Origin of the sequence: Pseudomonas sp. Leaf58 (assembly GCF_003627215.1) — a bacterium.
Lineage (GTDB): Bacteria > Pseudomonadota > Gammaproteobacteria > Pseudomonadales > Pseudomonadaceae > Aquipseudomonas.
Genome location: NZ_CP032677.1, coordinates 1,220,607 through 1,245,805 on the forward strand (window position 1 = coordinate 1,220,607; position 25,199 = coordinate 1,245,805).

A 25,199-nucleotide genomic window follows, 5' to 3' on the forward strand; every position below is an offset into this window, starting at 1 on the left:
CGAATCGCCGATCGCCGCTAACATATTGTTTCAATGGCGATGTTTCGCCCTGTTGTCGTTTCTGGTTCACAAAGGAAGCCTTACCGGATGCAGTCCGCCTACACCGTCCTCATCCTGCTGACCCTGGTCAGCCTGTCGAAGCTGGTCGGCCGTATGATTCCGCTGCCCTTGCCGCTGGTGCAGATTGCCGCCGGCGCCTTGCTGGCGTGGCCGACGCTGGGCCTGCATGTGGCCCTTGACCCTGAGCTGTTCCTGTTCCTGTTCCTGCCGCCGCTGCTGTTCGCTGACGGCTGGCGTATTCCCAAGCGCGAGTTGTGGCGCATTCGTGGGCCAGTAGTGGCGTTGGCCGTGGGCCTGGTGCTGTTCACCGTGGTCGGGGCCGGCTACTTCATTCACTGGCTGCTGCCGAGCATCCCGCTGCCGGTGGCCTTTGCCTTGGCAGCGGTACTATCGCCGACTGACGCCGTGGCGGTCTCGGCCATTGCCCAGGACCGGCTGCCTACCCCGCTGATGCACATGCTGCAGGGCGAGGCCTTGATGAACGATGCCACGGGCCTGGTGACCTTCAAGTTCGCCTTGGCGGCGGCGATCACCGGGGGGTTCTCGCTGGCTGACGCCAGTTTCAGCTTCGTCCTGGTTGCCCTTGGCGGCCTCGCGGTGGGCGTGGCACTCAGCTGGCTGATCGGCCGCTTGCGTGCCTGGATGATCGCTCGCGGCTGGGATGACCCGGCTACCCACGTGGTGTTCATGCTGCTGTTGCCGTTCGCTGCCTATGTGCTGGCCGAGCGCCTGGGCGTGTCGGGCATCCTCTCGGCGGTAGCGGCCGGCATGATGCAAAGCTGGCTGGACCTACTGCCACGGCAGACCAGTACCCGCCTGCTCAACCGCAGCGTCTGGTCGTTGCTGGAGTTTGCCTTCAATGGCCTGATCTTCCTGCTGTTGGGCCTGCAACTACCAGACATCATCAAGGCCGTGGTCAGCCATGAAGCAACCGTTTGGCCGACGCTGGCCTACCGCTGCCTGGATGTACTGGCGATCTTTGCCGCGCTGATCCTGCTGCGGTTCATTTGGGTACAGAGCATCTGGCGCTCGATTGCCTGGGTGCGCCGCTGGCGGGGCAAACCGGCGCTGGTGCTGATGCCTACGGCGCGCTCCTGCTGGCTGTTGACCTTGGGCGGCGTGCGCGGTGCGGTCACCTTGGCGGGTGTGATGTCGGTGCCGTTGCTGATGGGGGCGGGCAAGGCCTTCCCAGAGCGAGACTTGCTGATCTTCATTGCTGCCGGGGTCATCCTCTTATCGCTGATCAGTGCCTGCATTGCCCTGCCGATCTTGCTGCGCGGCATTACCAAAAGCCCGGACGAGCGGCTGCATCAGGAGGTGCAGGAGGCGTGGCGGCGCACCGCCGAAGCGGCTATCCATGCGCTGGAGGCTGAAGAACTGATCGATGCCAACGCGCCACAGGATGCGGCCCAGGCGACCCTGGCGGCCGAACTCAAGGCGCGGCTTATGGCGGAGTATCGGGATGAACTGGACAGTTACAACGACAGTGCAGAGGCCAAGGCCCTGGCTGAACAGATGGATTTGCTGGAGCGGCGTTTGCGCTTGCGGGCGCTGCGGGCGCAGCGGCTGGAGCTGTACAACCTGCATCGCCAGCATCAGGTTGGGGATGAAGTGGTGCGGCAGGTGCTGGGGGAGCTGGATATGAGTGAGGCGAACCTGGGGGCTGTCAAGTAGCACCCAGGGCCTGCTCTGCAGCCCTTCGCGGGCTTGCCCGCTCCCACGGGTACTGCGCTGCTTTCTCGGCTTGCGCTGTACTGGCGGGAGCGGGCATGCCCGCGAATTGGGCGATCAGCGATTCTGCAGGAATGCGCGAATCCGCTCCGCCGCCTCGATGCATTCGGCCAGCGGTGCCACCAGGGCCATGCGCACACGCCCGGCACCGGGGTTCACGCCATCCACTTCACGCGACAGGTACGACCCCGGCACAACCGTCACATGTTGGGCCTCGAACAGGTCGCGGGTGAATTCGGCATCACCGCCCGGCACCTTGGCCCACAGGTAGAAGCTGCCATCCGGGCGCTGCACATCCAGCACCGGCTGCAGGATATCCAGCACGGCAGCGTACTTGGCGCGGTACTGGTCACGGTTCTCGCGCACATGTGCCTCGTCCTGCCAGGCGGCGATGCTGGCCAGCTGGGTTTGTACCGGCATGGCACAGCCATGGTAGGTGCGGTACAGCAGGAACGGCTTGATGATGTCGGCGTCACCGGCCACGAAGCCCGAGCGCAGGCCTGGCAGGTTGGAGCGCTTGGACAGGCTATGGAACACCACGCAGCGCTTGAAGTCGCTGCGGCCCAGTTCGGCACAGGCGGTCAGCAGGCCCGGTGGCGGGGCGTCTTCGTCGAAGTACAGCTCGCTGTAGCACTCGTCGGCGGCGATCACGAAGTCGTGCTCGTCAGCCAGGGCAATCAGCTGCTTCAGGGTGGCCATCGGCACCAGCGCGCCAGTGGGGTTGCCTGGTGAGCACAGGAACAGAATCTGGCAACGTTTCCACACCTCGGCTGGCACGCTGTCGAAGTCGGGGTTGAAGCCGTTGTCTTCCAGGCACGGCAGGTAGTGCGGGGTGGCGCCGGCCAGCAGCGCTGCGCCTTCGTAGATTTGGTAGAACGGGTTCGGGCTGACTACCAGGCCATCCTCGGCACGGTTGACCACGGCCTGAGTGAAGGCGAACAGTGCTTCACGGGTGCCGTTTACCGGCAGGATGTGGCGATCGGCGTCCAGCCAGCCGGCCGGCACGCCAAAGCGCTGCTCGCACCACTGGCCGATGGCCTGGCGCAGGGCTGGCAGGCCGATGGTGCTGGGGTATACCGCCAGCTTGTCGAGGTTGTCGGCCAAGGCCTGGGCGACGAACGCCGGCGATTCGTGCTTCGGCTCACCGATCGACAGGGCAATGGCGCGTTTGTCCGCCGCCGGCTTCACGCTGCCTAGCAGGGCGCGGAGTTTCTCGAACGGGTAGGGCTGAAGCTGGGTCAAGGCATGGTTCATCGGCGCAAGGTCTCGTCAATCGTCTAGTCGTTAAAAGGTCACGCGGGTAGGGCTGGCATCGTTGGCCTGGCCGGCCTGAAGCTGCTGGACGATGGCCTCCTGCAGGCGGCTGCACAGCTGCGGGTCGGACAGCGGCTGGTTGTCGGCATCGGTAATGAAGAACACGTCTTCCACCCGCTCGCCAAGGGTGGCGATCTTGGCGTTCTGCAGCGACAGGTCGAACTCCAGGAAGATGCGCCCGAGCCGGGCCAACAGGCCAGGGCGATCCGGTGCGGTGATTTCGAGGATGGTCACCGGCCGCTGGGCGTCGTTGAGGATGGTCACCTGCGGCGGGAAGTCGAAGTGCTTCAGCTGGCGCGGTACCCGCCGTTGAATGATGGCCGGGTAGTCCTCGGGGGTGCGCAGTGCTTCGGTAAGGCCATCGCGAATCTGCCTGACCCGTTGCGGGTTGTCGCCGATCGAGCCGCCGTCGTTGTCCAACACGATGTAGGTGTCGAGGGTGAACTGGCTGCTTGAGGTAATGATCCGCGCGTCATGAATGTTCAGGTTCAGCTGTGACATGGCGGCCACCGTCACGGCGAAGAAATCGTGCTGGTCGGGGGCATAGATGAAGATTTGCGTGCCCCCCTCGAACTCGCGCTGGGTGGTTTCCTTGATCAGCACCAGCGGCCCGCCATCGGCTGGCTGCTGAAGGATCGCGTCGCTGTGCCAGGCGACGTCGGCGGCGTTGTGCTTGAGGAAGTAGTCATCGCCCAGCTGCGACCACAGTTGCTCGACGTCGTCCGGGTCGGTGCCCTCGCGCACGAGGATGTCCAGTGCGGCGGACTGGGTCTGGCGAATCTGCTCTTCGCGGTCCAGCGGGTTTTCCAGGCCGCGGCGCAGGGCGCGCTTGGTTTCGGTGTAGAGCTGGCGCAGCAGGCTGGCCCGCCACGAATTCCACAGGCTGGGGTTGGTGGCGTTGATGTCGGCCACGGTCAGCACGTACAGGTAGTCCAGGCGCGTCTCGTCGCCCACATGCAGGGCAAAATCGTTGATCACCTGCGGGTCGGACAAGTCCTTGCGCTGGGCGGTGGTCGACATCACCAGGTGGTTCTGCACCAGCCAGACGATCAGCCGGCTATCCCAGGCCGGCAACTGGTGGCGCTCGCAAAACTTTTGCGCATCCACTGCGCCCAGCTCGGAATGGTCACCTTGGCGGCCTTTGCCGATGTCGTGGTACAGGCCGGCCAGGTAGATCAACTCGGGCTTGGGCAGGCGCCCCATGAGCTTGCTGGCCAGCGGGAATTTTTCGGACACCGGTGTGTATTGCAGTTTGCGCAGGTGCTTGATGAGGTTGAGGGTGTGCGCATCGACCGTATAGATATGGAACAGGTCGTGCTGCATTTGCCCGACGATCAGGCCGAATTCCGGCAGGTAGCGGCCAAGGATGCCGTAGCGGTTCATGCGCCGCAGGTTGCGGTGGATGCCGATTTCGCACTTGAACAGCTCGATGAACAGGCTGGTGTTGCGGATATCGGTGCGGAAGGTGTCGTCGATCAGGTGCCGGTGTTCGCGCAGCAGGCGCACGGTATCGGCCCGTACGCCCTTGATCTCGGGGTGCTGGGCCATCAGCACGAAGATTTCCAGCATGGCGAATGGCGTGCGCTTGAACACGTTCGGCCGGGTGGCTTCTATATAGCCGTCATGCAGGCGGAAGCGCGCGTTCAGCGGCTGGGTGGTGCCGCTGTCGTCATCGGCAAGGATGACCTCCTCGAAGTGCTGGATAATCAGGTCGCACAGCTGGCTGATGCTCATCACCACCCGGTAGTACTGCTGCATGAACTGCTCGATCGCCCGCTTCGGGTTGTCGTCGCTGTAACCCAGCAGCGCAGCGATGCTGCGCTGGTGGTCGAACAGCAGGCGGTCCTCGGCGCGCCCGGCCAGCATGTGCAGGGCATAGCGCACCTTCCATAAAAAGTCCTGGGACGAGGCCAGCAACTCGTTCTCGCTTTCCAACAAGAAGCCTTCGCCGGCCAGTGCGTGCAGGTTGAGGGTGCCATATTGGCGGCGGGCCACCCATAGCACCGTCTGGATATCGCGCAGGCCGCCTGGTGAGCCCTTGACGTTGGGTTCGAGGTTGTACTCGGTGTCGTTGTACTTGTGGTGGCGGGCCTTGAGCTCGGCGCGCTTGGCCAGGAAGAAGTCTTTGCTCGGCCACATGTGCGCGGTGCTGGTCACTTCGAGCATGCGCTGGCGCAGGGCCTCGGGGCCGGCAACAGTGCGGCTTTCCATCAGGTTGGTGATCACCGTCAGGTCGGCGCGGGCCTGCTCGGCGCACTCGTCGACGGTGCGCACGCTCTGGCCCACTTCCAGGCCGATGTCCCACAGCAGGGTGAGAAAACGCTCGATCGCGTCGCGGTATTGCTCGTGTTCGGCAGCCCCCAGCAAAATCAGCAGGTCGATGTCCGAATGCGGGTGCAGCTCACCGCGCCCATAGCCACCCACTGCGACCAGGGCGATGCCACACTGGTCGCCCCAGTCGAACTGGTTCCAGGCCTGTTGCAGGATGTTGTCGACGAGCCAAGCGCGGGCCTCGATCAGCGGGCGGATTTCAGCGCCGCTGCGAAAACGCTTGTCGAGCACCTCGCCGGCCTGGCGGATGGCTTTTTTGAAGGCGGCGATGGGGCTCGCCTTGAGGGCCAGTTCCGCCTGGAACTGGCCGCGGTCGAACAGCTCGGGGTCCACCTGGGGCATCGCGTCACGTTCCTGTCGAGGGGTGGCCTGGGGGAGGGCGTCAGGCCGAAGTGCGCGGGATGGTGTCGTCCTTGCGCAAGGTGAAGATTTCGTAGCCGGTCGCGGTCACCACCAGGGTGTGCTCCCACTGCGCCGAGAGCTTGCGGTCCTTGGTGATGGCGGTCCAGCCGTCGCCCAGCACCTTGGTGTCGGCCTTGCCCTGGTTGATCATCGGTTCGATGGTGAAGGTCATGCCTTCCTTCAGTTCCATGCCGGTGCCGGCGCGGCCGTAGTGCAGGATTTGTGGCTCTTCGTGGAACACCTTGCCGATGCCGTGGCCGCAGAACTCGCGTACCACCGAGAAACCGTTCTTTTCCGCGTGCTTCTGGATCACTTCGCCGATGTCGCCCAGGCGGCAGCCCGGTTTGACCAGCTCGATGGCCTTGTACATGCACTCCTGGGTAACCTTGGACAGGCGCTCGGCCCACACCGGCACGGTGCCGACGTGGAACATGCGGCTGGTGTCGCCGTGGTAGCCGTCCTTGATCACGGTGACGTCGATGTTCAGCGTGTCACCGTCCTTGAGCGGCTTGTCGTTGGGGATGCCATGGCAGACCACATGGTTGATCGAGGTGCAGATCGACTTCGGGTAGCCCTTGTAGTTGAGCGGCGCGGGGATGGCCTGCTGGACGTTGACGATGTAGTCGTGGCACAGGCGGTCCAGCTCTTCGGTGGTGACACCGGGCTTGACGTGTTCTTCGATCATTTCCAGCACGTCGGCGGCCAGGCGGCCAGCGATGCGCATTTTCTCGATGTCTTCTGCGGTCTTGATGGTGACGGTCATTACAGGCTCTCTACGGCGCCGCAGGCGGCGCGAACAAACGGGAAAGGCCGAATTCTAGCAGAGCAGGGCGCCGATCGGTCGGGATAAAGGCGGTCATGATGCTGTCTATAGCTGGCATTCTGGCGCGAAAGCCGGGGTGCTGCAAAAACCGCTGACGGACGCAACAGTATTCGGGTTCCGTTTGGTCGCGGTCTGTGGTATAAAATGCGCCGCTTTCGGGGACGACCCCGGAAGTACTAAACCCACACACGTGTCGACACGATGACCTGGGTGCCCCGACCTGTTCGCAGGCGTGGGTTGGTCATTGGGATGCGTGGAGGCCCAACCCGACTTACCAAGGAACTATCATGTCCCAAGTCAACATGCGCGATATGCTGAAGGCCGGTGTGCACTTCGGCCACCAGACCCGTTACTGGAACCCGAAAATGGGCAAGTACATTTTCGGCGCGCGCAACAAGATCCACATTATCAACCTGGAAAAAACCCTGCCAATGTTCAACGACGCTCTGGCGTTCGTAGAGCGTCTGGCTCAGGGCAAGAACAAGATCATGTTCGTCGGCACCAAGCGTTCCGCCGGCAAGATCGTTGCCGAGCAAGCTGCTCGTGCTGGTTCGCCATACGTTGACCACCGCTGGTTGGGCGGCATGCTGACCAACTACAAAACCATCCGTGCTTCGATCAAGCGTCTGCGCGACCTGGAAACTCAGGCCGAAGATGGCACCTTTGCCAAGCTGACCAAAAAAGAAGCCCTGATGCGTTCGCGCGATCTGGAAAAGCTGGACCGCAGCCTGGGTGGTATCAAGGACATGGGCGGCCTGCCTGATGCCCTGTTCGTGATCGACGTTGACCACGAGCGCATTGCTATCACTGAAGCCAACAAGCTGGGCATCCCGGTTATCGGCGTTGTCGATACCAACAGCAGCCCAGAAGGTGTTGACTACATCATCCCAGGTAACGATGACGCCATTCGCGCTATCGAGCTGTACATGACTTCGATGGCTGACGCCATCATCCGCGGCCGCAACAATGTTGCCGGCGGCACCGAAGTCTACGTAGAAGAAGCGGCTGCACCTGCTGCTGAGTAATTGACGCTAGCGTCGACTTGGCACGCAAAAAGGGGGCTTTGCCCCCTTTTTGCCACCTTGAAATCCTGCTGTCAGCACCCGCCCTGCATCCTGGGCCTGCTGAATGAAATCAGCGGATTTGCAGAATTGAACGCCCGTGACGAGCGGGTGGAATGGTTGAAAAACTTTCCAAGAGGATTTTGAAATGGCAGCAATTACTGCAGCGCTGGTTAAAGAACTGCGCGAGCGTACCGGCGAAGGCATGATGGATTGCAAAAAGGCCTTGGAAAAGGCCGGCGGCGACATCGAAAAAGCCATTGACGACATGCGTGCCTCGGGCGCCATCAAGGCCGCTAAAAAGGCTGGTAACGTCGCTGCTGAAGGCGCTATCGCTGTCAAGACCGACGGTAAATCCGCCGTTCTGCTGGAAGTGAACTCGCAGACCGACTTCCTGGCCCTGCAAGACGACTTCAAAAACTTCGTTGCCGAAAGCCTCGAAGAAGCCTTCGCCCAGAAGCTGACCGACGCCGCTCCGCTGATCGCCTCGCGTGAAGCCGCTCGTGAAGCCCTGGTCGCCAAGTGCGGCGAAAACGTCAACATCCGTCGCCTGGTGCGTGTTGAAGGTGATGTTGTCGGTGCCTACCTGCACGGCAACAAGATCGGCGCTGTCGTCGTTCTGAAAGGCGGTGACGTCGAGCTGGCCAAGAACATCGCCATGCACGTTGCAGCTTCGAACCCTGAGTTCCTGGATTCGTCGGAAATCTCCGCCGAGGCCATCGAGCGCGAGAAGGGCGTGTTCCTGCAGCTGAACGCCGACAAGATTGCCGGCAAGCCGGAAAACATCGTTGAGAACATGATCAACGGTCGTATCACCAAGTTCAAAGCCGAAGCTTCGCTGAAAGAGCAAGCCTTCGTCATGAACCCGGAAGTCAAGGTTGGCGAGCTGGCCAAGAAAGCCGGTGCTGAAATCGTTTCCTTCACCTACTTCAAAGTGGGCGAAGGCATCGAGAAGCCAGTCGACGACTTCGCTGCTGAAGTTGCCGCTCAGGTAGCTGCTGCCAAGCAGTAAGACAGCCCCGTCTGTCGCCCCAAAGAGGCTGCCCGCTCACGCGCGCAGCCTCTTTGTCAAAACGGAGAGGGGTTTATCCGACTCCCTCTTCGCTGGCACCGAAACGGTGCCACGCTACAGTTAGCAGGCTGAAAACAGCCCGCACGAATTTTCTAAAAGTACGCCGCAGGAGAGACTCGCAATGGCTCAGCAGGTGAGTGGTCGCCAACCTCGCTATAAACGCATTTTGCTCAAACTTAGCGGCGAGGCCCTGATGGGCTCGGAAGACTTCGGGATCGACCCGAAGGTGCTGGATCGCATGGCCCTTGAAGTTGGCCAGCTGGTAGGGATCGGTGTCCAGGTCGGCCTGGTGATCGGTGGCGGCAACCTGTTCCGTGGCGCCGCGCTCAGCGCAGCCGGCATGGACCGCGTCACCGGCGACCACATGGGTATGCTGGCCACCGTGATGAACGCGCTGGCCATGCGCGATGCGCTGGAGCGCTCGAACATCCCGGCCCTGGTCATGTCGGCTATTTCCATGGTCGGTGTCACTGATCATTACGATCGTCGCAAAGCTATTCGCCACCTCAACTCCGGGGATGTGGTAATTTTCTCCGCCGGTACCGGCAACCCGTTCTTCACCACTGACTCCGCGGCCTGCCTGCGCGCCATCGAAATCGATGCTGACGTAGTGCTGAAGGCGACCAAGGTCGATGGTGTGTACACTGCCGATCCATTCAAGGACCCGCACGCCGAGAAATTCGATCACCTGACCTACGATGAGGTTCTGGATCGTAAGCTGGGTGTGATGGACCTGACCGCAATCTGCCTGTGCCGTGACCACAAGATGCCATTGCGGGTATTCAACATGAACAAGCCTGGCGCCCTGCTGAACATCGTGGTGGGTGGCGCTGAAGGTACTTTGATCGAGGAAGGCCAAGCATGATCAACGACATCAAGAAAGACGCGCAGGAGCGCATGACCAAGTCCCTTGAGGCCCTGGGCCGCAACCTGGCGGCAATCCGCACTGGTCGCGCTCACCCAAGCATCCTGGATACCGTCAAGGTCACTGCCTGGGGTAGCGAAATGCCGCTGAACCAGGTCGCCGCGATCACCGTCGAAGATGCCCGCACCCTGAAGATCGTCGCTCACGACAAGAACCTCAGCGCTGCCATCGAGAAGGCCATCCTCACCTCTGACCTGGGCCTGAACCCGTCCAGCGCCGGCACCACTATTCGTGTGCCGATGCCAGCCCTGACCGAGGAAACCCGCAAGGGCTACACCAAGCAGGCCAGCGGCGTTGCCGAAGATGCCAAAGTGGCTGTGCGCAACGTGCGTCGTGATGCCTTGGCCGACCTGAAGAAGTTGACCAAGGACAAGGAAATCAGCGAAGACGAAGAGCGTCGTGCCGCTGATGAGATCCAGAAGCTGACCGACAAGTTCGTTGCCGAGGTCGATGCTGCCTTCAAAGCCAAGGAAAAGGACCTGATGGCCGTCTAAGGCCGGGGTTTTTTAATGGAAAAGACCAAGCCAACGGCGCCGTCCTCGGTGCCGCGTCATGTCGCGATCATCATGGATGGCAACAACCGCTGGGCGAAAAAGCGCCTGCTGCCCGGCGTTGCCGGGCACAAGGCGGGCGTCGACGCCGTGCGCGCGGTCATCGAGGTGTGTGCCGAGTCCGGGGTCGAAGTACTGACCCTGTTCGCCTTCTCCAGTGAAAACTGGCAGCGCCCCGCCGAAGAGGTCGGTGCGTTGATGGAGCTGTTCTTCTCGGCCCTGCGTCGCGAGGCCAAGCGCCTCAACGAGAACAACATCAGCCTGCGCATCATCGGTGACCGTTCGCGGTTCCATCCCGAGCTGCAGGCCGCCATGCGCGAAGCCGAGGCGCTGACCGCCGGCAACAACCGTTTCATCCTGCAGATCGCGGCCAACTACGGTGGCCAGTGGGACATCGCCCAAGCCGCCCAGCGGCTGGCGCGAGAAGTGCAGGCCGGGCATTTGCGCCCAGAAGACATCACCCCGGGCCTGCTGCAGACCTGCCTGGCAACCGGCGAGTTGCCGCTGCCGGACCTGTGCATCCGCACGGGCGGCGAGCGCCGCATCAGCAACTTCCTGCTGTGGCAGCTGGCCTACGCCGAGTTGTACTTCTCCGACCTGTACTGGCCGGACTTCAAACACGAGGCCATGCGCAACGCCCTGGCCGATTTCGCTTCGCGCCAGCGCCGCTTCGGTAAGACCAGCGAGCAGGTCGAGGCTGGAGCTCGTGCTTAATGCTTAAACAACGCATCATTACCGCGCTGATCCTGCTGCCGGTCGCGCTGGGTGGCTTCTTCCTGCTCAACGGTGGGGATTTCGCCCTGTTCATCGGCTTCGTGGTGACTCTTGGAGCCTGGGAGTGGGCGCGCCTGGCCGGGTTGATGACCCAGCCATTGCGCATTGCCTATGCCTTGGTGGTCGCTGGGGCGCTGATGTTGCTTTACATCTTGCCGGAGCTGGCGCCTTGGGTGCTGGGCGCTGCGGTTATCTGGTGGGGGTTGGCCACCTGGCTGGTGCTCACGTACCCGCGCAGTAGCGAGCTGTGGGCCAGTGCCGCCTGTCGGCTGCTGATCGGCTTGTTGGTATTGTTGCCGGCCTGGCAAGGGTTGGTGCTGCTCAAGCACTGGCCGCTGGGTAACGGGTTGATCCTGTCGGTCATGGTGCTGGTGTGGGCCGCCGATATTGGCGCCTACTTCTCTGGCCGTGCCTTCGGCAAGCGCAAGCTGGCCCCGCAGGTCAGCCCGGGCAAAAGCTGGGAAGGCGTGTATGGTGGCCTGGTGGTCAGCTTGGTGATTACCCTGGGGGTCGGCATCAGCCGCGACTGGGGTTTCGGCCAAATCCTGCTGGGCCTGCTGGGCGCCGCGCTGGTGGTCATGTCTTCGGTGGTGGGTGACCTGACCGAAAGCATGTTCAAGCGCCGTGCCGGTATCAAGGACAGCAGTAACCTGTTGCCCGGTCATGGCGGGGTGCTCGATCGCATCGACAGCCTCACTGCAGCGATCCCGATCTTCGCTGTGCTGCTGTGGGCTGCCGAATGGGGTGTGATGTGAGTCATCCGCAACGTATTACCGTGCTCGGGGCCACCGGCTCCATCGGCCTGAGCACGTTGGATGTCATCGCCCGCCATCCCGACCGCTACCAGGTGTTTGCCTTGAGCGGCTATTCGCGCGTCGACGAACTGTTGGCCCTGTGCCTGCGCCATCGCCCGGCGTTCGCCGTGGTGCCGAGCGCCGAGGCGGCCGCACGGCTGCGCGACGGCTTGGCCGCGGCTGGCTGCGCCACCGAGGTGCTAGAAGGCGAGGCCGGGCTTTGCCAGGTGGCGTCTGCAGCGGAAGTGGATGCGGTAATGGCGGCCATCGTCGGTGCCGCTGGCTTGCGTCCTACCCTGGCGGCGGTGGAGGCGGGCAAGAAGGTCTTGCTGGCCAACAAGGAAGCCCTGGTGATGTCCGGTGCGCTGTTCATCGACGCGGTGCGGCGTAGTAGTGCCGTGCTGCTGCCGATCGACAGCGAGCACAACGCGATTTTCCAGTGCATGCCCGGCGACTACGCGCGCGGCCTGAATGCCGTGGGCGTGCGCCGGATCCTGCTCACTGCCTCGGGTGGCCCGTTCCGCGAGACGCCGGTCGAGGCACTGCTGGATGTGACCCCAGAACAAGCCTGTGCCCACCCCAACTGGTCGATGGGGCGCAAGATTTCCGTAGATTCGGCCAGCATGATGAACAAGGGCCTCGAACTGATCGAAGCCTGCTGGTTGTTTGATGCCCCGCCGGCCAAGGTCGAAGTGGTGGTGCACCCGCAGAGCGTGATCCACTCGCTGGTGGACTACGTGGACGGTTCGGTGCTGGCGCAACTGGGTAACCCGGACATGCGCACGCCCATCGCCAACGCCCTGGCTTGGCCTGAGCGGATCGATTCCGGGGTGGCTCCACTGGACCTGTTCGCCATCGCCCGTCTGGATTTCCAGGCGCCCGACGAACAGCGCTTCCCCTGCCTGCGCCTGGCGCGGCAGGCTGCCGAGGCTGGCAACAGCGCGCCCGCCGTGCTCAACGCGGCCAACGAGGTCGCGGTCGAAGCGTTTCTCCAGCGGCGTATCCGCTTCCCGGAGATCGCGAGTATGATCGAACAGGTGCTCGATCAAGAGCCCGTCGTGCCGCTGCCGTCGCTGGACGCGGTGTTCGCCGCCGACCAGCGTGCCCGCGAGCTTTCCCGTGAGTGGCTGAGGCGTCACGGTCGCTGATGCAGGCCCGCCACGGTTAATGAGGGGGCCGGGCATGATGCCGGCCCGCTGAACATCATTCGGAGATGGATATGACAGCGCTCTACATGATTATCGGCACCCTCGTCGCGTTGGGTGTGCTGGTCACCTTCCATGAATTCGGCCACTTCTGGGTGGCGCGCCGCTGCGGCGTCAAGGTGCTGCGCTTCTCGGTGGGTTTCGGTACGCCGCTGCTGCGCTGGCATGACCGCCAGGGCACCGAGTTCGTTGTGGCGGCGATCCCACTGGGCGGCTACGTCAAGATGCTCGATGAGCGCGAGGGCGATGTACCGCCAGCGCTCGCCGATCAGTCGTTCAACCGTAAGTCGGTGCGCCAGCGTATCGCGATCGTCGCCGCGGGCCCGGTTGCCAACTTCCTGCTGGCCATCCTGTTCTTCTGGGTGTTGGCGATGCTGGGCACTCAGCAGATCCGCCCGGTGATTGGCGCGGTCGATGCAGGCAGCCTCGCAGCCTCTGCCGGCCTGACCGCAGGTCAGGAAATCGTTTCCATCGATGGCAAGCCGACCAATGGTTGGTCTGCGGTCAATTTGCAATTGGTTCGTCGCCTGGGCGAGAGCGGCACGTTGCAGGTTGGCGTGCGTGACGAAGGCGCCAGCGCCGAGCAGCAGCTGCAGGTGAAACTGGACAGCTGGCTGAAGGGGGCCGACGAGCCTGACCCCATTCAATCCCTGGGGCTGCACCCTTGGCGCCCAGCCATCGTGCCGGTGCTGGCCGAGATCGACCCGAGCGGGCCGGCCGCCGCAGCGGGCCTGAAGACCGGTGACAAGCTGCTGGCCCTCGATGGCCTGGCGGTCACCGAATGGCAGCAGGTGGTGGATACCGTACGTGCCCGCCCGCAAGCCAAGGTGGTGGTGCGTATCGAGCGTGAGGGTGCCGCCCTGGAAGTACCGGTCACCCTGGCCCGCAAAGGCGAGGGCAAGGCAGTTGGAGGCTACCTTGGCGCCGGTGTGAAAGGTGGCGAATGGCCTGCCAGCATGCTCCGCGAAGTGCGCTACGGCCCGCTGGATGCGGTGGGCGAGGGCTTGTCACGCACTTGGAACATGAGTGTCCTGACGCTTGAATCGCTGAAGAAAATGCTGTTCGGGGAGCTCTCGGTAAAAAACTTGAGCGGACCGATAACCATTGCTAAAGTGGCGGGCGCTTCGGCCCAGTCCGGCGTCGGGGATTTCCTGAATTTCCTGGCCTACCTGAGCATAAGCCTGGGGGTTCTTAACCTGCTGCCCATTCCAGTACTGGATGGGGGGCATTTGCTGTTTTACCTGGTCGAGTGGGTGCGCGGTCGCCCTCTGTCGGATCGGGTGCAAGGTTGGGGGGTCCAGATCGGTATCAGTTTGGTCATAGGGGTGATGCTACTCGCCCTGATCAACGATCTGGGTCGACTATAAAAGCTTCGCTCAATTGCGAACCTGCCGTTTTTTGTCGCGGTGGGTTGTTTATTGCCAGTTGGAATAAAAGGACTTCATGAAACGTCTGCTGCTAACTGCGGTCCTCTCCGCACTGATGATCGCTGAAGTTCACGCCGAGTCCTTCACCATCTCCGATATCCGCGTCAACGGCCTGCAGCGGGTTTCCGCTGGCAGTGTCTTCGGTGCCTTGCCGCTGAACGTCGGCGACCAGGCCGATGACCGCCGCCTGGTGGATTCGACCCGTTCCCTGTTCAAGACCGGCTTCTTCCAGGACATCCAGTTGAGCCGCGATGGCAATGTCCTGATCATCAACGTGGTCGAGCGCCCGTCGGTATCGAGCATCGAGATTGAAGGCAACAAGGCGATCAGCACCGAAGACCTGATGAAGGGCCTGAAGCAATCGGGCTTGGCCGAAGGTGAGATCTTCCAGCGTGCCACCCTCGAAGGCGTGCGTAACGAACTGCAGCGCCAGTACGTGGCCCAGGGCCGCTACTCGGCCGAGGTCGACGCCGAGGTGGTGCCACAGCCGCGTAACCGCGTGGCGTTGAAGATCAAGATCAACGAAGGCACCGTTGCTGCCATCCAGCACATCAACGTCGTGGGCAACAACGTCTTCGACGACGAGACCCTGTCGCAGCTGTTCGAGCTGAAAACCACCAACTGGCTGTCGTTCTTCAAGAACGACGACAAGTATGCCCGCGAAAAGCTCTCCGGTGACCTGGAGCGCCTGCGTTCCTACTACCTGGACCGCGGCTACATCAACATGGACATCGCCTCCACCCAGGTGTCCATCACGCCAGACAAGAAGCACGTTTACATCACCGTCAACATCAACGAAGGCGAGAAGTACACCGTTCGCGACGTGAAGCTGTCCGGTGACCTGAAAGTGCCGGAAGACCAGGTCAAGTCGCTGCTGCTGGTGCAGCCGGGCCAGGTGTTCTCGCGCAAGGTGATGACTACCACCTCCGAGTTGATCACCCGCCGCTTGGGTAACGAAGGCTATACCTTCGCCAACGTCAACGGCGTCCCGCAGCCGAACGATACTGACCATACGGTCGATATCATGTTCGTGGTCGACCCAGGCAAGCGTGCCTACGTCAACCGCATCAACTACCGCGGCAACACCAAGACCGAAGACGAAGTGCTGCGTCGCGAGATGCGCCAGATGGAAGGCGGCTGGGCCTCGACCTACCTGATCGACCAGTCCAAGACCCGCCTCGAGCGCCTGGGCTTCTTCAAGGAAGTCAACGTCGAGACCCCGCCGGTGCCCGGCACCGACGACCAGGTCGATGTCAACTACAGCGTCGAAGAGCAGGCCTCCGGCTCGATCACCGCCAGCGTCGGTTTCGCCCAGAGTGCCGGCCTGATCCTCGGTGGCTCGATCAGCCAGACCAACTTCCTGGGTACCGGTAACAAGGTGTCCATCGGCCTGACCCGTTCGGAATACCAGACCCGCTACAACTTCGGCTTCGTTGACCCCTACTTCACCGCCGATGGCGTGAGCCTGGGCTACAACGCCTTCTACCGCAGCACCGATTACGACGACCTCGACGTCGACGTGGCCAGCTATGCCGTAGACAGCTACGGTGCGGGCGTCAGCTTGGGCTACCCGATCAGCGAAACCTCGCGCTTGACCTACGGCCTGAGCGTGCAGCAGGACAAGATCAAGACCGGCAAGTACACCGTTGACGAAATTTTCGACTTCCTCGAAGAGGAAGGCGACAGCTTCTTGAACTACAAGGCCTCGATCGGCTGGTCCGAGTCGACCCTGAACAAAGGCGTGCTGGCGACCCGTGGTCACTCGCAAAGCCTGACCCTGGAATCCACCATTCCGGGCAGCGACCTGTCGTTCTTCAAGCTCGACTACCGTGGCCAGCTGTTCAAGCCGATTACCAACGAGTACACCCTGCGCCTGCACACCGAGCTGGGCTATGGTGATGGTTACGGCAGCACCTCTGGCCTGCCGTTCTACGAGAACTACTTTGCCGGTGGCTTCAACTCCGTCCGTGGTTTCAAGGACAGCAGCCTGGGCCCACGCAGTACCCCAAGCCGCGGTGAAGGTAACCCAGGCGGCAAGCCTGGCACCATCGCCGACCCGGACCAGGATCCGTTGCCGTTCGGTGGTAACGTGCTGGTGCAAGGTGGCGTCGAGTTGCTGTTCCCGCTGCCGTTCGTCAAGGATCAGCGCTCGCTGCGCACCTCCGTGTTCTGGGACGTGGGTAACGTGTTCGACACCAACTGTGGTAGCAAGCCTGATTGCGAGAAGGTCGGCTTCTCGGGCATGGCCAGTTCGGTCGGCCTGGGCGTGACCTGGATCACCGCGCTGGGCCCACTGAGCTTCAGCCTGGCCATGCCGGTGAAGAAACCGGACGATGCCGATACCCAGGTGTTCCAATTCTCTCTGGGCCAGACCTTCTAAGGTCGGCCCCTGCTTAATGACAACGGATTATTCAGGAGTGCATCGTGCGTAAATTGGCTCAATTGGCCGTAGTGGCCGCGGCGCTGGTCGCCACCCCGGCTTTCGCCGAAATGAAGGTTGCCGTCCTGAACTATCAGATGGCCCTGCTTGAATCGGATGCCGCCAAGAAATACGCGGTAGATGCCGAGAAGAAGTTCGGCCCGCAACTGACCAAGCTGAAGAGCCTGGAAAGCAGCGCCAAGGGTATCCAGGACCGCCTGATCAAGGGCGGTGACAAAATGCAGCAGCAGGAGCGTGAGCGCCTGGAGCTCGAGTTCAAGCAAAAGGCCCGTGACTTCCAGTTCCAGTCCAAGGAGCTGAACGAAGCCAAGGCCGTTGCTGACCGCGACATGCTCAAGCAACTGAAGCCGAAGCTGGATGGCGCTGTTGAGGAAGTGATCAAGAAGGGCGGTTACGACCTGGTTCTCGAGCGTGGCGCGGTCATCGATGTCAAACCTCAGTACGACATCACCCGCCAAGTCATCGAGCGTATGAACCAAGCCCGTTGATATGACCGATACCATGACGCTTGGCCAGCTGGCCGAGGCCCTCGGGGCGACCCTCAAGGGCCCCGAGGCGCTGCAGATTACCGGGCTGGCCACCTTGCAGGAGGCCGGGCCTGGTCAATTGAGCTTCCTCGCCAACCCGCAGTACCGCAAGTACCTGGATAACAGCCAGGCGGCTGCGGTGCTGCTGAAGGCAGCGGACGCCGAAGGCTTTGCCGGCAATGCACTGATCGTTGCGGATCCGTACCTGGCTTACGCGCGCATTTCCCACCTGTTCGACCCCAAACCCAAGGCTGTGGCGGGTATTCATCCCAGCGCCGTGGTGGCTGAGGACGCACAGGTGGATGCCAGTGCCAGCATCGGGCCGTTCGCGGTCATCGAAAGCGGTGCACGCATTGCGGCCAACGTCAGTGTAGGTGCGCACTGCGTTGTTGGTGCCCGTTGCGTGATCGGTGAGGGCGGTTGGCTGGCCCCGCGGGTCACCCTGTACCATGACGTGACCATCGGCAAGCGCGTGGTCATTCAGTCGGGTGCGGTGATCGGTGGCGAAGGCTTTGGCTTTGCCAACGAGAAGGGCGTGTGGCGCAAGATCGCCCAGATCGGTGGCGTGACCATTGGCGATGACGTGGAAATCGGTGTCAACACGGCGGTTGACCGTGGCGCGCTGTCGGACACGCGGATTGCTGACGGGGTCAAGCTCGACAACCAGATCCAAATCGCCCATAACGTGCAGATCGGTGAGCACACGGCCATGGCTGCCTGCGTCGGTATTTCCGGCAGCACGCGCATTGGCAAGCACTGTACCATCGCCGGCGGGGTCGGCATGGTGGGTCATATCGATGTCTGTGATAACGTTTTCGTGTCCGGGATGACCATGGTGACCCGTTCGATCACCGAGCCGGGTGCCTATTCTTCCGGCACTGCCATGCAGCCACTGGCTGAATGGCGCAAGAGCGCCGCGCGTATCCGCCACCTGGACGACATGGCCAAGCGCCTCCAGCAGCTGGAAAAACGCGTCGATACCGTGACCTCAGGTAGCCTGCCGACATCAGAAGGCTGATACCATTCCCTGAGCAAGAGTGATCAGTCGCTAGCTGGCTCCTCTTTGGATTGCAAAAGGAGCGTTGGTCAGCACCTGCGCTCCCTATTCTTATTACAGGCTTCCCCCCCGAAATGATGGACATCAACGAGATTCGCGAATACCTGCCTCACCGTTACCCGTTCCTGCTGGTGGACCGCGTGACGGATCTGGACTACGAGGCCCAGAGCATTCGTGCCTACAAGAATGTCAGCATCAACGAGCCGTTCTTCAATGGCCATTTCCCGGCGCACCCGATCATGCCGGGTGTCTTGATTATCGAAGCCATGGCCCAGGCGGCCGGCATTCTCGGTTTCAAGATGCTCGATGCCAAGCCGGCTGATGGCACTCTGTACTACTTTGTCGGTTCCGACAAACTGCGTTTCCGCCAGCCGGTACTGCCGGGTGACCAGCTGGTGCTGGAAGCCAAGTTCCTCAGCCGCAAGAGCATGATCTGGAAGTTCGAATGCCGTGCGCTGGTCGACGGCAAGCCGGTATGCTCGGCACAGATCACTTGCGCGGAACGCTCCCTATGAATTCGATTGATCCTCGGGCCATTATCGATCCGTCGGCCAAGCTGGCCGATGGCGTCGAGGTCGGCCCCTGGTCGATCGTAGGCCCCGATGTGGAAGTCGGGGAGGGCACCGTTATCGGTCCGCATGTGGTGCTCAAAGGCCCGACGCGCATCGGCAAGCACAACCGCATTTTTCAGTTTTCCTCGATCGGCGAAGATACCCCCGACCTGAAGTACAAGGGCGAGCCGACGCGCCTGGTAATTGGCGATCACAATGTGATCCGCGAAGGGGTGACCATTCACCGCGGCACCGTTCAGGACCGTGCGGAAACCACCGTGGGTGACCACAACCTGATCATGGCCTATGCCCACATCGGCCACGACAGCGTCATTGGCAACCACTGCATCCTGGTCAACAACACGGCCCTGGCGGGCCATGTGCACGTAGGCGACTGGGCGATCCTGTCCGGCTATACCTTGGTGCACCAGTACTGCCATATCGGCGCCCACGCGTTTTCTGGCATGGGCACGGCAATCGGTAAGGATGTCCCGGCCTTCGTTACCGTGTTCGGCAGCCCGGCTGAAGCCCGCAGCATGAACTTCGAAGGCATGCGTCGCCGGGGTTTCAGCGATGAGGTGATCCACGTGCTGCGTCGTTGCTACAAGATTGTCTATCGCCAAGGCCTGACCGTCGAAGACGCGCTCAAGGAGCTGGACGAACCTGCCGCGAAGTACCCTGAGGTCGCGCTGTTCCGTCAGTCGATCGTGGACTCCGCCCGCGGCATCACCCGCTGACATGGCCCAGCTTTGCGTAGCCCTGGTCGCGGGTGAGGCCAGCGGCGACATTCTAGGCTCGGGCTTGATGCGGGCCCTTAAGGCACGCCACCCCGACGTGCGTTTCATCGGTGTTGGCGGCCCCCTGATGGAAGCCGAAGGCCTGCAATCCTATTTCCCTATGGAGCGCCTGGCGGTCATGGGCCTGGTCGAGGTGCTGGGGCGCCTGCGCGAGCTGCTCAAGCGCCGCAAGCTGCTGATCCAGACCCTGATTGCGGAAAAGCCCGATGTGTTCATTGGCATCGATGCCCCTGACTTCACCCTCAACATCGAACTGAAGCTGCGCCAGGCCGGGATCAAGGCTGTGCACTATGTCAGCCCGTCGGTGTGGGCGTGGCGGCAAAAGCGTGTGCTGAAGATTCGCGAGGGTTGCGACCTGATGCTCACGCTGTTGCCATTCGAGGCGCGGTTCTACGAAGAGCAGGGCGTGCCGGTGCGCTTTGTCGGCCACCCGCTGGCCGACACCATCCCGCTCCAAGCCGACCGCCAGGTGGCGCGTGCCGCCTTGGGCCTGGGTGCAGGGCCGGTGGTGGCGTTGATGCCAGGCAGCCGGGGCGGCGAAGTAGGGCGCCTGGGGGCGCTGTTCCTTGACGCTGCCGAGCGGCTGCGCCAACAAGTACCGGGCGTGCGCTTTGTATTGCCGTGTGCCAATGCCGCACGGCGTGCCCAGCTCGAGCAAATGCTGGAAGGGCGCGAACTGCCGCTGACGCTGCTTGATGGTCAGTCGCACCAGGCCTTGGCCGCCTGTGACGCAGTGCTGATTGCCTCTGGCACTGCCACCCTTGAAGCGTTGCTATACAAGCGGCCGATGGTGGTAGCCTACCGCTTGGCACCGTTGACCTACTGGATCCTCAAGCGCCTGGTAAAGAGCCCCTACGTGTCGTTGCCTAACCTGCTCGCTCAGTGCGCGCTGGTGCCCGAACTGTTGCAGGATGACGCCACCAGCGAAGCCTTGGCCAATACCCTGGCGCCCTTGGTAGCCGACGGCAGCCAGCAGACCGCGCGTTTCGACGAAATTCACCGCACCCTGCGCCGGGATGCCTCCAACCAGGCAGCCGAGGCGGTACTGGCTTTGCTCAAGGACCGCTGACATGCAGATGGGATTGGACTTCAACCTGGTCGAAGAGCTGGTTGCCGGCGTCGACGAAGTGGGCCGTGGCCCGCTGTGTGGCGCGGTGGTGACGGCGGCGGTGATCCTCGACCCGGCGCGCCCGATCCGCGGGCTGAACGATTCGAAGAAGCTCACGGAAGCCAAGCGTGAGGCGCTGTTCGATGAAATCTGCGAAAAGGCCTTGAGCTTCTGCATTGCCCGCGCCGAGGTCGAGGAAATCGACCGCCTGAACATCCTGCAAGCCACCATGCTGGCCATGCAGCGCGCGGTGGAAGGCCTGCACGTCACGCCCAAGCTGGCCCTGATCGATGGCAACCGTTGCCCGAAACTGGCGGTACCGGCGGCACCGGTGGTCAAGGGCGATAGCCAGGTACCGGCCATCGCGGCAGCGTCGATCCTGGCCAAGGTGACCCGTGACCGGGAGATGAGCGCTTTCGAGCTGATCTACCCGGGTTATGGCATTGGTGGGCATAAGGGCTACCCCACGCCGGTGCACCTCGAGGCCTTGGCGCGCCTCGGGCCTACGCCCATTCATCGGCGCTCCTTCGCCCCGGTACGGGCGGCGTGGGAAGTGCGTGAAGGCGTCACCGACTCCCTGATCTGACCTGTCAGTTCGTTACTGCAGCGTCACGCCATCCTTTGTGGGAGCGGCTTTAGCCGCGCAGCACCAAATCCTGTCCCCTTTTAAGCTACAATCCCGCCCTTGTCGTTCAGCACTGCTACAGGATCTTCCATGTCGGTTCCCTTCGTTCACCTGCGCGTCCACTCCGAATTCTCGCTGGTCGACGGCCTGGTACGGATCAAACCGCTGGCCAAGGCGCTGGCGGGGATGAACATGCCGGCAGTGGCAATCACCGACCAGAGCAACATGTGCTCGTTGGTGAAGTTCTACAAGACTGCCATGGGCGCCGGTATCAAGCCGATCTGCGGCGCCGACCTGTGGCTGGCTGGTGCCGACCCGGAAGCGCCGCTGTCGCGCATCTGCTTCCTGGCCATGGACCCCAAAGGCTACCGCAACCTCACCGAGCTGATTTCGCGTGGCTGGACCGACGGCCAGCGCAACGGCCTGGTCATTCTCCAGCGCGACTGGATCGCCCCGGCCAGCGAGGGCCTGATTGCCCTGTCTGCGGGCAAGGAAGGCGACATCGGCATGGCCTTGCTGGCTGGCCGGGGCGACGAGGCCGAGGCGCTGCTGCAGGACTGGATGGGGATGTTCCCCGAGCGCTTCTACGTGGAAGTGCAGCGCACCAACCGCGCCCGTGACGAAGAATACGTGCACGCTGCGGTGGCCCTGGCCGACCGGCTCGGGGCGCCGTTGGTGGCGACCAACGACGTACGTTTCATCAAGCAGTCCGACTTCGACGCCCACGAAACCCGCGTGTGCATCGGCGAGGGTTGGACCCTCGATGACCCGCGACGTCCAAGGATGTACAGCGACCAGCAGTACCTGAAGTCGGCCGAGGAAATGGCCGAGCTGTTCAGCGACCTGCCCGACGCCATCGCCAACACTGTCGAAATTGCCAAGCGCTGCAATATCCAGGTGCAGTTGGGTAAATACTTCCTGCCCGATTTCCCCACGCCCAACGGCATGGGCATCGACGACTACCTGCGGCATGTCTCGCATGAAGGCCTGGAAGAGCGCCTGGCGGTGCTGTGGCCGAAAGAGACCACGCCCAATTACGAAGAAAAGCGCCAGGTGTACCTGGACCGCCTGAAGTTCGAGCTGGACATCATCATCCAGATGGGCTTCCCCGGTTACTTCCTGATCGTTATGGACTTCATCAAGTGGGCCAAGAACAACGACGTGCCGGTTGGCCCGGGCCGGGGTTCGGGTGCCGGCTCGCTGGTGGCCTACGTACTGAAGATCACCGACCTCGACCCGCTGGCCTATGACCTGCTGTTCGAGCGCTTCCTTAACCCTGAACGTGTTTCCATGCCCGACTTCGACGTCGACTTCTGCATGGACGGCCGCGACCGGGTCATCGACTACGTGGCCGAAGCCTACGGGCGTAACGCGGTAAGCCAGATCATCACCTTCGGTACCATGGCCGCCAAAGCAGTAGTGCGTGACGTGGCGCGGGTGCAGGGCAAGTCCTACGGCCTGGCCGACCGCCTGTCGAAGATGATCCCGTTCGAAGTGGGCATGACCCTGGAGAAGGCCTACGAGCAGGAAGAGATCCTGCGCGACTTCCTCAAGGGCGACGAAGACGCCCGCGAAATCTGGGACATGGCGCTGAAGCTGGAGGGCGTCACCCGCGGTACTGGCAAGCACGCCGGTGGTGTGGTTATCGCGCCGACCAAGCTCACCGACTTTTCGCCGATTGCCTGTGACGAAGAGGGCGGCGGCCTGGTAACCCAGTTCGACAAGGATGACGTCGAAGCTGCGGGCCTGGTGAAGTTCGACTTCCTCGGCCTGCGCACCCTGACCATCATCAAGTGGGCGATGGAGATCATCAACCGCGAGCAGGCCAAGAAAAACCTGCCAGATCTCAACATCGACTTCATCCCACTGGATGACCGCAAAACCTACGAGCTGCTGCAGAAGGCCGAGACCACGGCCGTGTTCCAGCTTGAATCGCGCGGCATGAAGGAGCTGATCAAGAAGCTCAAGCCCGACTGCCTGGAAGACCTCATCGCACTGGTGGCGCTGTTCCGCCCGGGCCCGCTGCAATCGGGCATGGTGGACGACTTCATCAACCGCAAACACGGCCGCGCCGAACTGGCCTACCCGCATGCGGACTACCAGTACGAAGGCCTCAAGCCAGTGCTGGCACCTACTTACGGCATCATCCTGTATCAGGAACAGGTGATGCAGATCGCCCAGGTCATGGCCGGCTATACCCTCGGCGGCGCGGACATGCTGCGCCGGGCGATGGGTAAGAAAAAGCCCGAGGAAATGGCCAAGCAGCGCGGTGGTTTCATCGAAGGTTGCGTGGCCAACAACATCGATGCAGACCTTGCAGGTAACATTTTCGACCTGGTAGAAAAGTTTGCAGGCTACGGCTTCAACAAGTCCCACTCCGCCGCCTATGGCCTGGTGTCGTACCAGACCGCCTGGCTGAAAACCCACTACCCGGCGCCGTTCATGGCGGCGGTGCTGTCGGCGGATATGCACAACACCGACAAGGTCGTGGTGCTGGTCGAGGAAGTGCGCAGCATGAAGCTGCGCCTCGACGCGCCAGACGTGAACTTCTCCGACTTCAAGTTCACCGTTAACAATGACGGGCGCATCGTCTACGGCCTGGGCGCAATCAAGGGGGTTGGCGAGGGCCCGGTGGAGGCGATTGTCGAAGCCCGCGCTCAAGGCGGCCCGTTCAAAGACCTGTTCGATTTCTGTGAACGCATCGACCTCAAGCGGGTCAACAAGCGTACCCTCGACGCGCTGATCCGCAGCGGTGCACTGGACCGCCTCGGCCCGCATTTCCATGACGAAATCAAAGCCTACCAGGCCAACATCGATATAAACCGTGCCACTCTGCTCTCGGCGCTGGGCGAGGCCGTCAAAGCGGCCGAGCAGGCCGCCCACACCGCTGACAGTGGCCACGTCGACCTGTTTGGCAGCATGTTCGACGCAGTGGATGCTGATGTTTACGCCAACCACCGCAAGGTGCGCGAGCTGACCCTGAAGGAGCGCCTGAAGGGCGAAAAGGACACCCTTGGCCTGTACCTGACCGGCCACCCGATCGACGAATACGAGACCGAGATCCGCCGCTTTGCCCGCCAGCGCATCATCGACCTCAAGCCGTCACGCGAAACCCAGACGATCGCCGGGATGATCATTGCCCTGCGGGTAATGAAGAACAAAAAGGGCGACAAGATGGGCTTCGTCACCCTGGACGACCGCTCTGGGCGCATCGAGGCGTCACTTTTCGCCGACGCGTTCATGGCGGCACAGTCCTTGCTGCAAACCGATGCCATGGTGGTGGTCGAAGGCGAAGTCAGCAATGACGACTTCTCCGGTGGCTTGCGCCTGCGGGTGAAGCAAGTGATGACCATGGAGGACGCCCGCACCAAGCTGGCCGAGAGCCTGCGCCTGAAGGTGGCGCACGAAGCGCTCAAGGGTGACCGCCTGAAGTGGCTGGGCGAGTTGATTACACGCCATCGTGGCGCTTGCCCGATCACCCTGGAGTACACCGGCAGCGACGCCAAGGCCATGCTGCAGTTTGGCGAGCAGTGGGCGATCGACCCAGCCGATGGGCTGATTCAGGCGCTGCGTGACCAGTTCGGGCGTGAGAACGTCTTCCTGCAATATCGTTGAACCGACCAA

The 25,199-nt window shown here is 62.3% G+C and carries 20 protein-coding genes; 17 read left to right on the forward strand and 3 right to left on the reverse strand.

Translation table 11 applies throughout. The annotated features are described in order from the left end of the window. Window positions 1-87: 87 nt before the first annotated feature. Window positions 88-1,734: a Na+/H+ antiporter gene (locus tag DV532_RS05700; RefSeq protein ID WP_056796390.1), complete on the forward strand. Its 1,647-nt coding sequence runs from the start codon at window positions 88-90 to the stop codon at window positions 1,732-1,734. Window positions 1,735-1,848: 114 nt separating this feature from the next. Here DV532_RS05700 and dapC read toward each other — a convergent pair whose 3' ends face one another. The 3 genes from dapC to map are packed head-to-tail and all read right to left on the reverse strand — an operon-like array spanning window position 1,849 to window position 6,601. Beyond that, window positions 1,849-3,045: a succinyldiaminopimelate transaminase gene (dapC, locus tag DV532_RS05710; protein ID WP_056796393.1), complete on the reverse strand. Its 1,197-nt coding sequence runs from the start codon at window positions 3,043-3,045 to the stop codon at window positions 1,849-1,851. Window positions 3,046-3,075: 30 nt separating this feature from the next. Next, complete coding sequence (locus tag DV532_RS05715; RefSeq protein ID WP_056796396.1) at window positions 3,076-5,778, reverse strand: [protein-PII] uridylyltransferase; 2,703 nt, start codon at window positions 5,776-5,778, stop codon at window positions 3,076-3,078. A gap of 40 nt (window positions 5,779-5,818) precedes the next feature. Then, complete coding sequence (gene map / locus DV532_RS05720) at window positions 5,819-6,601, reverse strand: type I methionyl aminopeptidase (protein ID WP_025337973.1); 783 nt, start codon at window positions 6,599-6,601, stop codon at window positions 5,819-5,821. A gap of 347 nt (window positions 6,602-6,948) precedes the next feature. Between map and rpsB the strand changes: the two genes are divergently transcribed. The 16 genes from rpsB to dnaE all read left to right on the forward strand — a co-directional run bounded on the left by rpsB (window position 6,949) and on the right by dnaE (window position 25,190). Next, complete coding sequence (gene rpsB / locus DV532_RS05725; RefSeq protein WP_012270834.1) at window positions 6,949-7,686, forward strand: 30S ribosomal protein S2; 738 nt, start codon at window positions 6,949-6,951, stop codon at window positions 7,684-7,686. 184 nt (window positions 7,687-7,870) lie between these two features. Beyond that, entirely contained in the window at window positions 7,871-8,734 is an 864-nt protein-coding gene (tsf, locus tag DV532_RS05730; RefSeq protein ID WP_012270835.1) for a translation elongation factor Ts, read from the forward strand. 181 nt (window positions 8,735-8,915) lie between these two features. Then, on the forward strand, window positions 8,916-9,659 hold the full coding sequence (pyrH, locus tag DV532_RS05735) for a UMP kinase (RefSeq protein ID WP_056796398.1): 744 nt from the start codon (window positions 8,916-8,918) through the stop codon (window positions 9,657-9,659). Then, window positions 9,656-10,213 (forward strand): ribosome recycling factor, encoded by a 558-nt coding sequence (gene frr / locus DV532_RS05740; RefSeq protein ID WP_012270837.1) that lies wholly within the window; start codon window positions 9,656-9,658, stop codon window positions 10,211-10,213. The genes pyrH and frr overlap by 4 nt, the downstream gene beginning before the upstream one ends. Window positions 10,214-10,228: 15 nt before the next feature. Further along, window positions 10,229-10,984, forward strand: coding sequence for a polyprenyl diphosphate synthase (gene uppS / locus DV532_RS05745; protein WP_056796401.1), 756 nt, complete (start codon window positions 10,229-10,231; stop codon window positions 10,982-10,984). Then, a complete protein-coding gene (locus tag DV532_RS05750) occupies window positions 10,984-11,799 on the forward strand; it encodes a phosphatidate cytidylyltransferase (protein ID WP_056796403.1) in 816 nt (271 codons plus the stop codon). Before uppS ends, DV532_RS05750 begins: the two co-directional genes overlap by 1 nt. Further along, entirely contained in the window at window positions 11,796-12,986 is a 1,191-nt protein-coding gene (ispC, locus tag DV532_RS05755) for a 1-deoxy-D-xylulose-5-phosphate reductoisomerase (protein WP_056796406.1), read from the forward strand. Before DV532_RS05750 ends, ispC begins: the two co-directional genes overlap by 4 nt. Before the next feature lie 71 nt (window positions 12,987-13,057). Then, the gene (gene rseP / locus DV532_RS05760; protein ID WP_056796409.1) at window positions 13,058-14,410 is read left to right on the forward strand and encodes an RIP metalloprotease RseP; all 1,353 of its coding nucleotides are present in this window, start codon (window positions 13,058-13,060) and stop codon (window positions 14,408-14,410) included. Window positions 14,411-14,486: 76 nt separating this feature from the next. Then, entirely contained in the window at window positions 14,487-16,850 is a 2,364-nt protein-coding gene (bamA, locus tag DV532_RS05765) for an outer membrane protein assembly factor BamA (RefSeq protein ID WP_056796411.1), read from the forward strand. Window positions 16,851-16,894: 44 nt separating this feature from the next. Beyond that, entirely contained in the window at window positions 16,895-17,398 is a 504-nt protein-coding gene (locus tag DV532_RS05770) for an OmpH family outer membrane protein (protein ID WP_003252311.1), read from the forward strand. Window position 17,399: 1 nt separating this feature from the next. Beyond that, entirely contained in the window at window positions 17,400-18,455 is a 1,056-nt protein-coding gene (gene lpxD, locus DV532_RS05775) for a UDP-3-O-(3-hydroxymyristoyl)glucosamine N-acyltransferase (protein ID WP_056796414.1), read from the forward strand. 113 nt (window positions 18,456-18,568) lie between these two features. Next, window positions 18,569-19,009 (forward strand): 3-hydroxyacyl-ACP dehydratase FabZ, encoded by a 441-nt coding sequence (gene fabZ / locus DV532_RS05780; RefSeq protein WP_056796416.1) that lies wholly within the window; start codon window positions 18,569-18,571, stop codon window positions 19,007-19,009. Next, complete coding sequence (gene lpxA / locus DV532_RS05785) at window positions 19,006-19,782, forward strand: acyl-ACP--UDP-N-acetylglucosamine O-acyltransferase (RefSeq protein WP_056796420.1); 777 nt, start codon at window positions 19,006-19,008, stop codon at window positions 19,780-19,782. Before fabZ ends, lpxA begins: the two co-directional genes overlap by 4 nt. 1 nt (window position 19,783) lies before the next feature. Then, on the forward strand, window positions 19,784-20,911 hold the full coding sequence (lpxB, locus tag DV532_RS05790) for a lipid-A-disaccharide synthase (protein WP_056796424.1): 1,128 nt from the start codon (window positions 19,784-19,786) through the stop codon (window positions 20,909-20,911). Window position 20,912: 1 nt separating this feature from the next. Next, entirely contained in the window at window positions 20,913-21,536 is a 624-nt protein-coding gene (gene rnhB, locus DV532_RS05795; protein ID WP_056796427.1) for a ribonuclease HII, read from the forward strand. 129 nt (window positions 21,537-21,665) lie between these two features. Then, window positions 21,666-25,190, forward strand: coding sequence for a DNA polymerase III subunit alpha (gene dnaE / locus DV532_RS05800; RefSeq protein ID WP_056796430.1), 3,525 nt, complete (start codon window positions 21,666-21,668; stop codon window positions 25,188-25,190). Window positions 25,191-25,199 lie beyond the last annotated feature (9 nt).

Excerpts from the sequence above, each read along its gene's own strand:
- pyrH (WP_056796398.1), top strand. The coding sequence starts at position 8,916 with ATGGCTCAGCAGGTGAGTGGTCGCCAACCTCGCTATAAACGCATTTTG.
- DV532_RS05715 (WP_056796396.1), bottom strand. The coding sequence starts at position 5,778 with ATGCCCCAGGTGGACCCCGAGCTGTTCGACCGCGGCCAGTTCCAGGCG.
- bamA (WP_056796411.1), top strand. The coding sequence starts at position 14,487 with ATGAAACGTCTGCTGCTAACTGCGGTCCTCTCCGCACTGATGATCGCT.
- rnhB (WP_056796427.1), top strand. The coding sequence starts at position 20,913 with ATGCAGATGGGATTGGACTTCAACCTGGTCGAAGAGCTGGTTGCCGGC.
- DV532_RS05750 (WP_056796403.1), top strand. The coding sequence starts at position 10,984 with ATGCTTAAACAACGCATCATTACCGCGCTGATCCTGCTGCCGGTCGCG.
- DV532_RS05700 (WP_056796390.1), top strand. The coding sequence starts at position 88 with ATGCAGTCCGCCTACACCGTCCTCATCCTGCTGACCCTGGTCAGCCTG.
- fabZ (WP_056796416.1), top strand. The coding sequence starts at position 18,569 with ATGATGGACATCAACGAGATTCGCGAATACCTGCCTCACCGTTACCCG.
- uppS (WP_056796401.1), top strand. The coding sequence starts at position 10,229 with ATGGAAAAGACCAAGCCAACGGCGCCGTCCTCGGTGCCGCGTCATGTC.
- frr (WP_012270837.1), top strand. The coding sequence starts at position 9,656 with ATGATCAACGACATCAAGAAAGACGCGCAGGAGCGCATGACCAAGTCC.
- lpxB (WP_056796424.1), top strand. The coding sequence starts at position 19,784 with ATGGCCCAGCTTTGCGTAGCCCTGGTCGCGGGTGAGGCCAGCGGCGAC.
- map (WP_025337973.1), bottom strand. The coding sequence starts at position 6,601 with ATGACCGTCACCATCAAGACCGCAGAAGACATCGAGAAAATGCGCATC.
- tsf (WP_012270835.1), top strand. The coding sequence starts at position 7,871 with ATGGCAGCAATTACTGCAGCGCTGGTTAAAGAACTGCGCGAGCGTACC.
- rseP (WP_056796409.1), top strand. The coding sequence starts at position 13,058 with ATGACAGCGCTCTACATGATTATCGGCACCCTCGTCGCGTTGGGTGTG.
- dnaE (WP_056796430.1), top strand. The coding sequence starts at position 21,666 with ATGTCGGTTCCCTTCGTTCACCTGCGCGTCCACTCCGAATTCTCGCTG.
- dapC (WP_056796393.1), bottom strand. The coding sequence starts at position 3,045 with ATGAACCATGCCTTGACCCAGCTTCAGCCCTACCCGTTCGAGAAACTC.
- rpsB (WP_012270834.1), top strand. The coding sequence starts at position 6,949 with ATGTCCCAAGTCAACATGCGCGATATGCTGAAGGCCGGTGTGCACTTC.
- lpxA (WP_056796420.1), top strand. The coding sequence starts at position 19,006 with ATGAATTCGATTGATCCTCGGGCCATTATCGATCCGTCGGCCAAGCTG.
- lpxD (WP_056796414.1), top strand. The coding sequence starts at position 17,400 with ATGACCGATACCATGACGCTTGGCCAGCTGGCCGAGGCCCTCGGGGCG.